Annotated in this window: 12 protein-coding genes; 3 read left to right on the top strand and 9 right to left on the bottom strand. The window is 73.3% G+C overall.

Features of this window, described 5'->3' with window-relative positions:
• Window positions 1–31: 31 nt before the first annotated feature.
• The 4 genes from AC5677_RS06675 to AC5677_RS06660 all read right to left on the bottom strand — a co-directional run bounded on the left by AC5677_RS06675 (window position 32) and on the right by AC5677_RS06660 (window position 2,748).
• The gene (locus AC5677_RS06675; RefSeq protein WP_497194080.1) at window positions 32–991 is read right to left on the bottom strand and encodes a phosphotriesterase family protein; all 960 of its coding nucleotides are present in this window, start codon (window positions 989–991) and stop codon (window positions 32–34) included.
• On the bottom strand, window positions 988–1,581 hold the full coding sequence (locus AC5677_RS06670; RefSeq protein WP_497194079.1) for a DUF4865 family protein: 594 nt from the start codon (window positions 1,579–1,581) through the stop codon (window positions 988–990). Before AC5677_RS06670 ends, AC5677_RS06675 begins: the two co-directional genes overlap by 4 nt.
• 101 nt (window positions 1,582–1,682) lie before the next feature.
• Complete coding sequence (locus AC5677_RS06665) at window positions 1,683–2,081, bottom strand: (R)-mandelonitrile lyase (RefSeq protein ID WP_497194078.1); 399 nt, start codon at window positions 2,079–2,081, stop codon at window positions 1,683–1,685.
• Between the two features lie 13 nt (window positions 2,082–2,094).
• Window positions 2,095–2,748 carry a TetR/AcrR family transcriptional regulator gene (locus tag AC5677_RS06660; RefSeq protein ID WP_497194077.1) on the bottom strand — a complete coding sequence of 218 codons (654 nt, stop codon included), beginning with the start codon at window positions 2,746–2,748 and terminating at the stop codon, window positions 2,095–2,097.
• A 204-nt stretch (window positions 2,749–2,952) separates the two neighbouring features.
• On the opposite strand from AC5677_RS06660, the gene AC5677_RS06655 reads away from it, so the two are divergent.
• Window positions 2,953–3,258, top strand: a complete 306-nt coding sequence (locus tag AC5677_RS06655; RefSeq protein ID WP_497194076.1) for an SHOCT domain-containing protein — start codon at window positions 2,953–2,955, stop codon at window positions 3,256–3,258.
• Window positions 3,259–3,579: 321 nt separating this feature from the next.
• On the opposite strand, the gene AC5677_RS06650 is transcribed toward AC5677_RS06655, so the two are convergent.
• Entirely contained in the window at window positions 3,580–4,104 is a 525-nt protein-coding gene (locus AC5677_RS06650; protein ID WP_497194075.1) for an ATP-binding protein, read from the bottom strand.
• Window positions 4,105–4,278: 174 nt separating this feature from the next.
• Window positions 4,279–4,566: a hypothetical protein gene (locus tag AC5677_RS06645; RefSeq protein WP_497194074.1), complete on the bottom strand. Its 288-nt coding sequence runs from the start codon at window positions 4,564–4,566 to the stop codon at window positions 4,279–4,281.
• A gap of 291 nt (window positions 4,567–4,857) precedes the next feature.
• On the opposite strand from AC5677_RS06645, the gene AC5677_RS06640 reads away from it, so the two are divergent.
• The gene (locus AC5677_RS06640; RefSeq protein ID WP_497196531.1) at window positions 4,858–5,955 is read left to right on the top strand and encodes a PLP-dependent cysteine synthase family protein; all 1,098 of its coding nucleotides are present in this window, start codon (window positions 4,858–4,860) and stop codon (window positions 5,953–5,955) included.
• Between the two features lie 170 nt (window positions 5,956–6,125).
• Here the strand turns inward: AC5677_RS06640 and AC5677_RS06635 are convergent, their stop codons facing one another.
• Both AC5677_RS06635 and AC5677_RS06630 read right to left on the bottom strand, forming a co-directional pair.
• On the bottom strand, window positions 6,126–6,599 hold the full coding sequence (locus tag AC5677_RS06635; protein WP_497194073.1) for an SRPBCC family protein: 474 nt from the start codon (window positions 6,597–6,599) through the stop codon (window positions 6,126–6,128).
• Between the two features lie 206 nt (window positions 6,600–6,805).
• Window positions 6,806–7,651, bottom strand: a complete 846-nt coding sequence (locus tag AC5677_RS06630) for a DeoR/GlpR family DNA-binding transcription regulator (protein ID WP_497194072.1) — start codon at window positions 7,649–7,651, stop codon at window positions 6,806–6,808.
• Between the two features lie 1,099 nt (window positions 7,652–8,750).
• On the opposite strand from AC5677_RS06630, the gene AC5677_RS06625 reads away from it, so the two are divergent.
• Window positions 8,751–11,159, top strand: a complete 2,409-nt coding sequence (locus AC5677_RS06625; protein WP_497194071.1) for a hypothetical protein — start codon at window positions 8,751–8,753, stop codon at window positions 11,157–11,159.
• Here the strand turns inward: AC5677_RS06625 and AC5677_RS06620 are convergent.
• On the bottom strand, window positions 11,129–13,564 hold the full coding sequence (locus AC5677_RS06620; protein WP_497196530.1) for a right-handed parallel beta-helix repeat-containing protein: 2,436 nt from the start codon (window positions 13,562–13,564) through the stop codon (window positions 11,129–11,131). The two genes, AC5677_RS06625 and AC5677_RS06620, sit on opposite strands and share 31 nt — an antisense overlap.
• Window positions 13,565–13,658: the final 94 nt, after the last annotated feature.

The raw sequence follows: 13,658 nt of genomic DNA, 5'->3' as shown, positions 1-13,658 counted from the left end.
GCCTCGCCGTGAGCCGTTGAACCCCTTGCCGTCAGCCCTCGACGTGCCGGTGCCGCCCCCAGTGCGCCGCGAACGCCCGCGCCGGGTTCTGCGTCAGGAACCGCGTCACCAGGTCTTCCCCCAGGGCGAGTTCGAGGCGCGCCCGGTGGCGGCGCAGCAGATGCGGCATGCCGGGGCCGCCGTTCACGGACCGGCCGCCGGCCGTCGTGGTGTCGCCGCCGAGCAGAATCCGGTCACCGAAGCCCGCCCCGGCCAGCGCGGCCAGGGCCTCGGGCAGCCGCCAGTCCGTCGCGTGATGCGCCCGTGAGGGGCCGTCGAAGGCCAGGTAGGCACCGGCCTCGGCGGCCATCCGGTGCACGACGAGGTCCGGCGCGCGGTTGAGATGGCCGAGGATCACCCGGTCCGGCGCGACCCCTAACTCACCGCAGAGCAGATCGAGTACGTCGAGCGCGCCGGTGCCCAGCTCCAGGTGGATGCCGATGGCCGCCCCGGTGGCGTGCTGGGCCTCGGCGGCCGCGGCCATGGTGTACCGGGCGTGCCGGTCCAGGCCGTGGAAGCCCCCGGCGACCTTGATCATCCCGGCGCGCACCCCCGTCCCGCCGATCCCCTCGGTCAGCTCGGCGACGAAGACCCCGGCAAGGTCGGCGCGCAGGCGCTCCAGCACCTCGGGCGCGTAGTGCACCGCCTGGTGCAGCCCGGTGGCGGCGACGATCCGCACCCCCGACTCCTCTGCCAGCCGCGGCAGTTCGGCGGCGCCCCGGCCCATGCCGTACGGCGTCCACTGGATCACCGACGCGCCGCCGGCCGTGCGGAAGGCGGCCAGCTCCGCCGCGGCGGCCGCGACATCGTCCAGCTCCTGGCCCGCCAGCTGCGGGCTGCGCAGGAAGAGGTGGTCATGGGCGTCGCAGACACCGAGGCCGGCGGGGGCGATGTCGCCCAGGACCGTACGGATGGCGGGCCCGGCCGACCGGTCCCCGGCGGCCGCGCTCACCACTGCCGCCCCCCGCCCAGCCGGTCGACGCCCGGTGCGGACAGATGCAGCACCTGATAGCGGTCGCCCGCGCTCCCGGGGACGGCGTCGGTCCAGAGGGTGAAGTGGACCAGCTCCCAGCGGCGGGGGTCGAGTGCCAGAGAGGTGGTGTGCACGCCCTCGGTGGCGGCCAGCTCCTCGTGCCGGGTCACCGCGTGCGCGATGACGGTGGCCGGATCGGCGCCCTCGGGCACGGACTCGGTGCGCCGCGAGTAGGCCCCCGGGAGGCTGCCTGCGGCCGGGCCGGGACGGTGGAACAGCCCCTGCCAGTGCCGGACGGCCGGCCGCCCGAAGTCGCGGATCACCCCACGGAATCCGTCGCCCAGGAGGAAGCCGTTCATGGCTTCCGCGTCGGCCCACAGGTAGAACGGCGCGTACTCGTTGACCGGCGAGCCGTCGGCCCCGCGCTCGCGGATGCCGTACGCCTTGAGGCCGAGCCCCGGGAAGTCGTCCAGGAGGTGGCCCTTGGACTGCACACGGCGGCGGATGATCCGCATGTCGTAGTCGGCGGGGAGGGCGATCGCGTACTGCATCGCCTGGAGGGCGGGCATGGCGGCTCCGTACGGGAGGGGGAAGGACGAGGAAGGGTGGGGAAGGACGGGGAGGGGTGGGAAGGGGCGGGGAGGCTTTCCCGGTGGCTTCTCGTGGGCGGTTACGCGCCCGGGTACTCGTGCGCGCCGACCTGCTCCGCCCATTCGGTGGTGCTGCCGTCGGCGGCGGCCTCGACGGTGGCCAGGTGGGTCATGAAGGTGTCCGGCGCGGCGCCGTGCCAGTGCCGCTCGCCCGGCGCGATCCACACGGTGTCCCCGGCCCGGATCGGCTCGACGGGCCCGCCGTCGCGCTGCACCAGGCCGGCGCCCTCGGTGACGTGCAGGACCTGACCGTGCGGATGGGTGTGCCAGGCGGTGCGGGCGCCGGGCGCGAAGTGGACGCTGAACATGCGCAGCCGGGACGGCGCGGGCGGGACGGCGATCTCGTCGAGCCAGACGCTGCCGGTGAAGTGCTCGGCGGGGCCCTGCAGGCTGGCCGGGCGCTGTCGGGTGATCTCCATGGGACGTGGACTCCTACTGGTGGGTGGTGGCGTCGTGGTGGGGCGTGGCGTCCGTACCGGACGCGACCTGCGCCGCGAGCAGCGCCAGCGCGCCGCGTACGGCCGCGTCGAACGGCGCGGCGTCATCGGCCGCCCGCGCCAGGACATATCCGCCCTGGACGACGGCCGCGACGGTCGCCGCGGTGTCCGCCGGATCCAGGCCCGCGGCCAGTTCGCCGCGCTCCTGCCCCTCGGCGAGGACCTCGGCGATACGCCCCTGGAGCCAGCCGAACATCTCGTCCAGCGGCCGCCGCAGCTCCGGGTCCTGCACCACATCGCGGTCCTGCGTCATCCGGCCGATGGGGCAGCCGCGCAGCACCCGCCGCTCGCGCAGCAGATAGGCGGCGACCCGGTCGTACGCCGTACCGGGCCCCGACAGGCACTCCTCGGCGGTCTCCCGCATGCCCTCCGCGGTGCGCCGGACCGCCGCCAGGGCGAGTTCGGACTTGCCCGCGAAGTGGTGGTACATGCTGCCCTGGCCGACGCCCGCGCGGTCCAGGATCGCCTTGGGGCTGGTGCCGACGTAGCCGCGCTCCCACAGGAGCTCCTGGGTGCTGCGGACCAGACGTTCCCGGGTGCCGGGCCGCGCGTCCTCGTGGCCGGGACGCCGTTCCTGAGTGCTGCTCATGATCGCACTGTACATACTAGTAGTTACAGAACTCAAGGCCCGGTCGTCCGGCGGCCCTTGGGTGGCGGCCGGAGCAGTCCCGCGCGACCCGCCTGCTTCCCCCGTCGTACGCACACAGCCGCTGCCCGTACGACGACTTGCGGCGCCCGGCGGGCGAGCCTCGGAGGAGACGGCAACAACCCTTCCACCGAGGAGCTGAACCTCATGTCCGAACTGGCGAACCCCTGGTCCGGTGGCGGCCCCGGCCCCTGGATCCTCTTGGTCCCGGTCCTGTGGGCGCTGGCCGTCCTCACCGTGGTGACGCTGCTGCGCCGCACCGTATGGCGGCACGGCGGACCGGGCCGGCCGTTCCGCGGCCCGCAGGCCGCCGCCCGGACCGACGCGCCCACCCCCCTCGTCGTACTCGGCCGCCGCTTCGCCGCCGGCGAGATCGACGAGGAGGAGTACTGGCGCCGGCTGTCCGTCCTGGAGGAGCACTTCGGCGCCGGCCCCAAGGGCGACGCGGCATGACCACCGCCGTCCCCTCCGCACCCGTCGCCGCACCCACCCTCCGCCCTGTCCGCGGATAGGGCGGAGGGTGGGTGCGGGCTCCGGACTGGGTGGGCGTTCCCCGCTCGGCGGGGCGCCGGTACGGGCCGCCGGTGGCGCCGTCTTCGCATTGCCGGTGGGCCGGTCGGCGGCGGTGGGGCCGGTGGGGCCGGTGATGGCGCCGGCCGGGGCCCGCCGTCGGGGCGGTGGCCGGACCGCCCCCGGCGCGCCGGGCCGCGCGGCGGGACGTCCTGCGGGCGATCGCGACCGGGTGAGCGTCGCCGCGGTGAGGACGGCCGCGGCTCAGCCGACCTTCGTGCCCTCGGGCCGGGGGAGCGGCTCGGCCGCGGCGGGGGCGGGCTCCAGCGGGTCCGGGTCGAGCGGTACGGGCTCCCAGCGCGCGTGCGTCGCGGGTCTTCGGGGGGCGGCGGCCGGGGCCGGGAGGGTGAACCAGACGACCTTCCCCTGGCCGTTCAGGTCCGGGCGCATTCCCCAGCTCTCGCTGAGCGCCGCGATCAGGGACAGGCCGCGGCCGCAGGTCTCCCAGGTGTCGGCGTCGCGGATCCGCGGCAGCCGCGGATCGCGGTCATGCACCGACACGGTCAACTGATCGAGCAGTGCGTACAGTTCGACCGTGCACTGTTTACTCGGACGCGCGTGCCGGTGGACATTCGCGAGCAGTTCGCTCACCCCCAGCGCCGCCGGATCTATCAAGGCGTCCAGATGCCAGTAGCGCAATTGCGCCGAGACGATCCTGCGCACATGTCCGATACGGGCCGGAAGGGCTTGGAGCTCCACCGTGCAGTGCCTGCTGGGCTGCCTGATCACGACCGCGACTCCCTGATGAGGCCGGGCGCCCCGGCTCCACGGCAGGGGCGAAGATCGGATCCAGCGATGCCGGCTGCACCACAGCGTCACCGCTGGTGAACCCTCAGTGATACGAGTTCAGGGTCGGGCAGCCGGCACGGTCCCGCAACCGCACCACTCGGTCGTGCGAGCCTCTCAGGAGCGCGGTGGACGCGCCGCCTGCACGGCCTTCAGGAAGCGATCCGGGGCCCCCAGGGTCAGCGAATAGCGGTGGCCGTTAAGGGTGGCGAGCGCCCGGTCCCGCGCCGCGAACAGCGGCTTATGGGCCTGTACGGCCCCCAGCGGCGCGCTGTCGATCTCCGTGCCGTAGCTGGTCAGCAGGGCCAGCCGGCCGTCTCTGATGACGACCTGTCCGGCGCGGGTCAGGGACCGCAGCCATCGCTCGATCCGTACGCCGGTCGCGTTGAATTCCGGCTCCGCCATGGCCACCACCTCCTCGGTACATCGGGCAGGTGCCCTTCACCGCCCCTTCAGGAAGTTTGCCCGTACGACGCCCCGTACACCAGTGCCCCCGGTCGCAACCGCCTTCTCCCAGGCTCTCCTTGGGGCCTCTCAAAGTGATGTTTATGCAGGTGAGAAGCGTGCGGCGGGTGGTTATAGTCGGAAGCGGCCCGGCGTTGTGCGCGGGCTCATGTATCCCTGAGGAGTGCGCCGGTGAGTACCGCACCGCAGCCGCAGAGCCGGCCGGACCGCGACACGGCGGCCGTGGCCCCGATGGCGACCATCGATGTCGACCGTACGGATCCGGACTACCGCGACTGGCTGAAAGAGGCCGTCCGCAAGGTCCAGGCGGACGCCAATCGCACCGCCGACACCCATCTCCTGCGCTTCCCGCTGCCCGAGGACTGGGGCATCGACCTCTACCTCAAGGACGAGTCGACGCACCCCACCGGCAGCCTCAAGCACCGGCTGGCCCGCTCGCTGTTCCTCTACGGGCTGTGCAACGGCTGGATCCGCCCCGGCAAGCCCGTCATCGAGTCCTCCAGCGGCTCCACAGCGGTCTCCGAGGCGTACTTCGCGTCGCTGATCGGCGTGCCGTTCATCGCGGTGATGCCGGCCACCACCAGCCCCGAGAAGACTCGGCTGATCGAGTTCCACGGCGGCAGCTGCCATCTGGTGCAGGACCCGCGGACCGTCTACGAGGTCTCCGCCCGGCTCGCCGCCGAATCCGGCGGCCACTACATGGACCAGTTCACCTACGCCGAACGGGCCACCGACTGGCGCGGCAACAACAACATCGCCGAGTCGATCTACGAGCAGCTGCGCCTGGAGCGCTACCCCGAACCCGCCTGGATCGTTGCCACGGCCGGCACCGGCGGCACGTCCGCCACCATCGCCCGCTACGTCCACTACATGCAGTACGACACCCGCGTCTGCGTCCCCGACCCGGAGAACTCCTGCTTCTTCGACGGCTGGCGCACCGGCGACGCCGGGACCGACTGCGCCACCGCCTCCCGCATCGAGGGCATCGGGCGGCCCCGTATGGAGCCGAGCTTCGTGCCCGGCGCGATCGACCGGATGATGAAGGTCCCGGACGCGGCCAGCGTCGCCGCCGTCCGCGCCCTGGAGACGGCGATCGGCCGCAAGGCGGGCGGCTCGACCGGGACCGGACTGTGGAGCTCGCTGAAGATCGTCTCGGAGATGGTCGCCGAGGGCCGCACGGGATCCGTCGTCACCTTGCTCTGCGACCCCGGCGACCGGTACCTCGACAAGTACTACTCCGACGACTGGCTGGCCGCCCAGGGCCTGGACATCGCGCCGTACGCCCGCACCATCGAGACCTTCCTCGCCGACGGCTCCTGGACGGGCTGACCGCGGCCCGAGGGTGAAGGGGGCTGGGGGCGTGGCTGGGACGGGGGCGGTTCTGATGGCGGTGCGGTGGCGGGGCCGGGCGCCGGGGCGGCCGCCGGGCGGGGCGTGCGCCTTCGCGCCGTGCCGCGCCGGTCATGCCGTGGCGCACTGGTCACGCCGCGACGTGCCGGTCACGCCGCGGCGAGGCGGCGCTCCAGTGCCCGTACGGATTGCCGGAAGGCGCGCCCCAGGCCGGGCCGCGCCAGGCTCATCACCAGCCGGAACGGTGCCGGGCCGTCGGCCGTGAACGTCCACTGCACCCGCGTCCCGCCGCCCGCCGGCGTCAGCCGCCAGTCCTCCAACAGGGCTCGCAATCCAGGGACGTTGGTCGTATCGACGCGGTAGGCGTAGCGCTCGTCGGGCTCGGCCGCGAGGACCGTCTCGGTGAAACGGGTGCCGCCCGTGAGCCGCACCTCGCGGCCTCTGCCGCCGTCCGTGGACGCCGAGCGCGAGACCCCCGTGAACCAGCTCGACCAGCCCGCCACATCGTCCGCCAGCGCGGCGTACACCGCCTTCGGCGGCGCCGCGACCTCCGCGGCGAACACCAGCCGCAGCGGAGCGGACTCGACGAAGTCGAGCTCGACGGGGCGGAGTCGGCGCGCCATGGACGAACACCCCCTACGGGCCTGCGGACAGGCCAGGTTATCCGGGCCCGGAGCCGCACACCATAGCTGACGATTCATCAGATGTCTGCGCCGGATGCCTGCACCGGATACCCGTGCGCATGCCTGCTTCAGGTGTCCGTCGCACGTGTCGCCCACACGTGTCCGCGTCGACTGCCGGTGCCAGATGTCCGCCTCGGAAGTCCTCGTCAGATGTCGGTGTCGGGCGACTGCTCGCCCGCCACCAGCAGTTCCGGCGGCAGCTCCGCGAACTCCGCCCGCGCCCCGGCGGACAGCCCGGCATCCGTCACCAGCACATCCACCTCCTCCAGCGACGCGAACGAACTCAGCCCGACCTTGCCCCACTTGGTGTGGTCGGCAACCACCACCACCCGCCGCGCGGACCGTACGAAATGGCGGTTGGTCTCCGCCTCCGCGAGATTCGGCGTGGACAGCCCCGCCTCCACCGATATGCCGTGCACCCCGAGGAAGAGCACATCGAAGTGCAACGACCGGATCGCGGCGTCCGCCACCGGCCCCACCAAGGTGTCCGACGGCGTACGCACCCCGCCCGTCAGCACCACTGTCGCCGCCCCCGCGCGCGGCGCCGCCCCGACGCTCGCCGCCGCCCGCTGGGCGTTGTAGAAAACATCCGCCACCCGCACCGAATTTGTCACCACCGTCAGATCCGGCACCTCGAGCAGCTGCTGCGCCAGCGCGAACGCGGTCGTCCCGCCCGCCAGCGCGATCGCACTGCCCGGCGCGGCCATCTCGGCCGCGGCCTTGGCGATGTCCTCCTTGGCGCTCAGCTCCAGCCCCGACTTCGCCTCGAACCCGGGCTCATGCGCACTCGGCTCACTGACCGGCACCGCGCCGCCGTGCACCTTCTCCACCATGCCCTGCCGGGCCAGCGCGTCCAGATCGCGACGGACCGTCATGTCCGACACATTGAGCCTGCGGGTGAGCTCATTGACCCGCACCCCGCCCCGCCGCCTGACCTCATCGAGAATCAGGGCACGCCGCTGCTCCGCGAGGAGATTCTGGTTGTCGCTCACCCCGGCCCGTCCCTTCCGCCCGACCAGCTTCCTCGGGTCTGCTGCGCCTGCCGCCGCCTGCGATCACTGTTCCCTCATCCTCGCATGAGGCACTGACAGCGAGGCCTGGGCGGCGGGGCTGCGTTTGCCGGCGCCGCCGTCCATTCCGCGGCTCACGGGTGCAATCCGCCGCGGGCCGACGCAATCCATTGCAGGCCGACGCAAACCGTCGCGGGAGCGCGCCAATCTCCGCGGGAGCGCATCAATCTTTGCGGGAGCGCGCCAATCTTTGCGGGAGGGCGTTAATTGCCGTGGGCGTGCGCCGATCGCCATGTGCCTGGGGGCGGGCGGGTGCGGGGGTGGGCCACCGCCTGGGGCGGCGGCCGCGGCTGCCGCGTCGGCTGCGCAGGGCGCGGCGGCCCCGCGCGTGCCGGGCGGGCCCGCCCGTGTCACGGAGGCCCCATGAGCGTCACGTAGGCCCCACGAGTGTCACGGTGGGCCCGTGCCAGGCGTGGTGGGCCCGCCCAAGCCGCAGCGGGCCGGCCACGCTACGTCGGAACCGTGCAGGCTACGGCCGACCTGACGGCCACGCCGGACCCGTGCAGCTCACGCCGGGTCCGCGCGTGCCGAAGCGAGGCGCCTTGCATGCCGGCGCGAGGCCCTGCGCATGCGCGGGCGGGATACCTCGCCGCGCCGCTTCGCCGGGGGACGCCTCGCTGCTCCGCCTCGCCGGGGCGCGGCGCATTTCGGCGCGAATCCCCCGCCGATTGCTCCCCCGCCCCCTCCCCCTCTCCCCCTTCGGGGGAGGGGGCGGGGGTGGGTTCGGGGGTGGGGGGACGCGCGGTCCGCGAGCGCGCACGCCGCACCACGCTTCCACGAGCGCGCGCCACCCCAGCCCTCCCGCGAGCGCGCACGCCCACCCCGCCCTCCCGCGAGCGCGCACGCCGCGCCCGACACCGCCACCCGCCCCGAAACCCCACACAGACCCGGACGCCAAACCCCCGCCCGCGACACTTATCCACAGTCTTGCCGTCAATGGATGCGCTTCCGCGGAAAAGAGAGAATCCTGAATGGCACCGCACCACACCGCACGGTGCCGTTCGACAACGGGGGAACATCAGTGGAGACCGCGGACACCACACCGCCCACGCACGCAAATGACAGGAAACCCAAGGCAGTTGGGCCGCCTCCATCCGTGCCGCCCGCCGGACCTCAACTCGCCCTGGAGCTACTCGTACACGGCGTCGGCGGCACGACGCCGGAGGAGATGCTCGGCGACCCGCGGGTCCGGCGCATCACCGGCGACGACACCGCTGCCTGCTACCGCCGTACCGAGGACGCGGACGCCGAAGACCGTCCCGACGCGTATCGCGGCGAGCCGGTCCGCGAGGCGTACTGCTGGTCCAATCTCACCTCGGGCAACAGCGCCCGCGCCCTGTGGCTGATCCTGGTGCCCTTCATGGTGGCCAACCTCGCCCACTGGATGCGCCCCGCCGCGCCGCCGGAGCACCGCGCTCAGCGGATCTACGACGTACTCGTCCGGATCCTGGCGCTGACGTTGACCGTCCTCCTGGCCGCCGCGGCCTGCGAGGTGGCGCTCGACCTGACCGCCTGGCAGTGCGCCGGTACCTCCGTCTGCAGCGACGGCAAGTCCTGGCTGGGCTTCCTCAGCCCCGCCAACTCCGGCTGGTGGAGCGCCCCCGGCCGCCGTCTCGCGCTCGCCTCGACGGTGCCGCTGCTCGTCATCGGCTTCCTGTGGTGGCTCTCGCACCGCACCTGGAGCGCCTACGAATCCGCCTCCCCGCCGCCCCGCGACCCCGGCACCTCCCGCGGCACCCCCGCCCACCAGCGCACCGTCCTCAGTCTGCACGGCTTCTGGTACGGCCGCCGGCTCGTCGCCCGCCTGCGCGCCGCGCACGCCACGGCGGGCGTGCTCACCATCGCCGCCGCCCTGCGCATCGCCACCGCGCAGCTCGACCGGAGGGGCGGGAACGACACCGCGCTCGCCGTCACCGGGCAGGCGCTGACCGCCCTGGTCGTGCTGCTCGCCGCCGCCACCGTGCTGATCGTCTGGCGCACGGCCCGCAGCGAGGCCGCCCCCGACGACCAGTCCGACCGCCTCGTGGTCCGGGCACTGCCGTACGCCTCCCTCGGCCTCCTGGCGATCGTCGCCGTCCACACCGCCTGGTCGCGCCCGGGAGCCCAGAGCCACGGCCCGCTGCCGGGTGTCGCCGCCTTCGGCGCGATCGCGGTCTTCCAGAGCCTGGTGGTCCTCGCGCTGGTGGTGACGGCCTGGCTCCTCCACCGCGCCGCCCGCGACGAGGCCCGCAGCGCGCTCAACGGGATGGGCGGGCCCGCCGTCGCCCTGCTGGCCTGCGCCGTCGGCGGCGTGCTGTCCGGGGGAGTGGCCCAGCGCTTCGCCGACTGGATGGACGGCGACGCCACCCCCGGCCAGGCGCACGCCCCCATCCCCGGCCCTCCGGTCCTGCTGTCCTGGCAGGCCTCCGTCATCCCCGCCCTGCTGGTCGTGGTGGCCGTCGTGGTGGTGCTGGCCGGCATCCGCGTGCTGGTCGTCCGGAAACAGGTCACCCGGAACGTCCCGGGCCTCTACGACGCCCGGGAGCGCCCCGACGCACGGCGTACGCAGAGGATCGCGGGGACCATCGCCCGCGCCGGACTGACGGACGTGGCACCCGTCCTGGTGGCGGCCATCGCCGCGGTCACGCTCGTCCTGGGGGCCGGCGCGGTGGCGGGCGCCTGGCTCACGGATCTGGCGCCCGGCCGCGCCACCGAAGGGGCACCGCCGGTCGTCCATGCCGCCGCCGAGACCGCGGAGTCCCTCGGCTCCTGGCTGATGAGCGCGGGCGTCATACTCCTGCTCACCATGGGGCGGCGCGCCTACCGCGACCATTCCGCCCGCCGCACCATCGGCATCCTCTGGGACGTCGGCACGTTCTGGCCCCGCGCCGCCCACCCCTTCGCACCGCCTTGCTACGCGGAGCGTGCCGTGCCCGACCTCACCTGGCGGATGGCCACCTGGACCGAGCGGTTCGACGGCCGACTGGTGATCTCCGGGCACTCCCAGGGCAGCGTGCTGGCTGCGGCCGCCGTCTGGCAGCTGGACCTGGTGACCCGCAGCCGCGTCGCCCTGCTGACGTACGGAAGCCCCCTGGAGCGGCTCTACGGGCGCTGGTTCCCGGCCTACTTCGGACCGGACGTCCTCACCGGCCTGCACCGCGAGATGGACGACTGGCGCAACCTGTGGCGCTTCACCGACCCCATCGGCGGCCCGATCCTCCTCACCACCGAGGACGGCCGCAAGGTCGACCAGGGACCGCTGCGCGACCCGCTCGCCTTCGGCCGCACCCTGCAGAATCCGCTGCCCGCCCAGATCCTGGGCCACGGCGACTATCAGGCCGACCCGGTCTTCGGCACCGTACGCAGCGAGCTGATCGCCCGGCTCGGCCCGGGGGTACCGCCCCAGCGGCCACAGCTCCCTCAGGGCAGCTCCGGCAGATCCTCCGCATAGAGCAGGGTGAGATCGTCGGTACTCGGGTCGGCCAGCTCCGCGACCCGGCCCGCGTGCCGCTCCACCATCGACTCGAAGGTCTGCCGGGCGGTCCGGCCGTTGCCGAACGCCGGGCCCTTGGGCAGCGCGGTGAAGTACTTCAACAGCGCCTCGCCGGCGCCTTCGGCGAGGTGGTACTCATGCTCCTCGCCCTGCTGCTCGACGATCCGCAGCAGCTCCTCCGGCGCATAGTCGCCGAAGGTGATGGTGCGGGAGAAACGAGACGCGACACCGGGGTTGACCGCCAGGAAGCGCTGCATCTCGGCGGTGTAGCCCGCCACGATCACCACCACCGCGTCCCGGTGGTCCTCCATCAGCTTCACCAGGGTGTCGATGGCCTCCTTGCCGAAGTCCCGCCCGGAGTCCTCGGGGGAGAGGGCGTAGGCCTCGTCGATGAACAGCACCCCGCCGCGCGCCCGGTCGAACGCCTCCTGGGTACGGATGGCCGTGGAGCCGATGTGCTCGCCCACCAGGTCCACCCGCGAGACCTCGATCAGATGCCCGCGCTCCAGCACCCCCAGGGCGTGCAGGATTTCGCCGTAGAGCCGGGCCACGGTTGTCTTGCCGGTGCCGGGGGAGCCGGTGAAGACCAGGTGGCGGCGTACGGATGCGGCCTTGAGCCCCGCCTCCTGGCGCCGGCGGCCCACCTCGATCATGTTGATCAGGCTGCGCACCTCGCGCTTGACGCTGTCCAGCCCCACGAGCGTGTCCAGTTCGCCCAGCACCTCGTCGGAGGGGCGGCTGACGACGGCAGGTTCGGCGGCGGGCGATGCGGTCTGTGCGGGGGCGGCGGGAACGTTGCCCAGCAGCCCGGCGGTCTGCGTCGCCTGCTGTACCGCGGGCGCCGTCACCGCCCCGGCGCCCGGGGCCTGCGCGGCCCGGCTCTCGTCGCTGCTGCAGTCCTCGACGGTCGGGCCGCCGCCGCTGCCGTCGCCCTGCGCATCGGCGAACTCGTAGCCCCCACGGGCACACCGCTCCGTGCGGCACCGCGTCAGCGTCGTACGGCAGCCGTCGATCACATGGAAGCCGAAGCCCGAACTCCCCGTCACCCGGCAGCTGTTGAACGTGCCACGGCCCTCCGCCGAGACATAGAACCCGGCCTCGGCCGGCGAACTGACCGTGCAGCCCTCGATGGTGGGGTCCGCGCCCTTGGTGACGATCACGCCGGTCTGCGCACCGTCGATGGTGCAGTTGGCGAGCGTGCCGCCGCTGCCGTGATCGCGGAACCAGGCGCCGGTCGCCGCCTCGCGGATCCGGCAGTCGTCCAGCTGGACGGTGGCCCCGTCGCTCACCGACACGGCGGTGTTGCGCACCTGGGAGATATCGCTGTCGACGACGTCGGCACGGGAGCCCCGGTCCAGCACGAACAGGGCGTCCGGGACGTCGTGCACACGCGTCGAGTCCAGCACCGCGGTGGCCCCGTCGCTGACCCACACCGCCGGGTAGTCGCCCGTACTGTCGTGGATCTCACACTGGTTGGCGTCCACCCGCGTGCCCGGGTCCCATACGGACAGACCGTTACGCCCGAAGTGCCGGACCGTGCTGCGGGTCAGCGTCAGCACCGAACGCGACCGCAGATCGATGGCGTTCTCCGGAATGTCGTGGATATCGCAGTCGGCGAGCGTCAGGACCGCATCGGTGTCCAGCGTGACGCCGTCGGCGGAGGTGCGGTGCACCGTGCAGTCGGTCAGATGGCCGGTGGCGCGGGCGGCCACCTGGATGCCCGCCCCCTTGATCTCGTACAGCTCGCAGCCGACCGCCTCGACGGAACTGCCCTCGCCGTTCACGGCCAGCCCGGCGCCGGAGGCGTGGTGGATCCGGCAGTTCTCCAGCCGCGGATGGGCCCCGCCGCGTACCGCCACACCGGCCTGCCCGGCGGCCACCACCTCGCACTCCTCGAAGACCCCGCCGCCGCCGTCCAGGACGCTGATGCCGACGCCGCCTGCGTTGTCGACCGTGCACCGGCGGACCGTCGGGCGGGCGCTGCCGCGTACCTCGATGCCGGCCGCGGAACGGGTGACCACCCGCAGACCGGACAGCTCCGGGGCGCCGTCCTCCACCAGGAGCGCGGGGGAGGCGGAATCGGTCGCCTCCAGATGCAGATCGTGGACCGTGGCCGACGCACGTATGGTGAGCGCCACGCCGTCGGACGGGGCGATCCGCACCGAACCGCGGGCACCGTCGGGCCCGCGCAGCGTCACCGCGCGCGCCAGCACCAGATTCTCCCGGTACGTACCGGCCGGGACGGTGAGCACATCGCCGTCCCCAGCAGCCTCCAGGGCGGCGGCGAGCGTGCTGTACTCCCCTGTACGGCGCCGCCAACGCGACGTTCCGGAGTGCGTCACCTGGACCGAGCCCTGTGCCATGGCGCTGTCGTGCCCCCACTTCGTACGGCTGTTGTCGGCAAGGCGGAATCCGTCCGCGGATGTCCGCATTCGGGTCTGCGAGGCCCCAGCCGAG

It is taken from the genome of Streptomyces sp. JLSY215 (genome assembly GCF_059682825.1).
This window is presented reverse-complemented; position numbering and strand designations above follow the sequence as displayed.

Excerpts from the sequence above, each read along its gene's own strand:
- AC5677_RS06655 (WP_497194076.1), top strand. The coding sequence starts at position 2,953 with ATGTCCGAACTGGCGAACCCCTGGTCCGGTGGCGGCCCCGGCCCCTGG.
- AC5677_RS06665 (WP_497194078.1), bottom strand. The coding sequence starts at position 2,081 with ATGGAGATCACCCGACAGCGCCCGGCCAGCCTGCAGGGCCCCGCCGAG.
- AC5677_RS06660 (WP_497194077.1), bottom strand. The coding sequence starts at position 2,748 with ATGAGCAGCACTCAGGAACGGCGTCCCGGCCACGAGGACGCGCGGCCC.
- AC5677_RS06635 (WP_497194073.1), bottom strand. The coding sequence starts at position 6,599 with ATGGCGCGCCGACTCCGCCCCGTCGAGCTCGACTTCGTCGAGTCCGCT.
- AC5677_RS06670 (WP_497194079.1), bottom strand. The coding sequence starts at position 1,581 with ATGCCCGCCCTCCAGGCGATGCAGTACGCGATCGCCCTCCCCGCCGAC.
- AC5677_RS06620 (WP_497196530.1), bottom strand. The coding sequence starts at position 13,564 with ATGGCACAGGGCTCGGTCCAGGTGACGCACTCCGGAACGTCGCGTTGG.
- AC5677_RS06640 (WP_497196531.1), top strand. The coding sequence starts at position 4,858 with ATGGCGACCATCGATGTCGACCGTACGGATCCGGACTACCGCGACTGG.
- AC5677_RS06645 (WP_497194074.1), bottom strand. The coding sequence starts at position 4,566 with ATGGCGGAGCCGGAATTCAACGCGACCGGCGTACGGATCGAGCGATGG.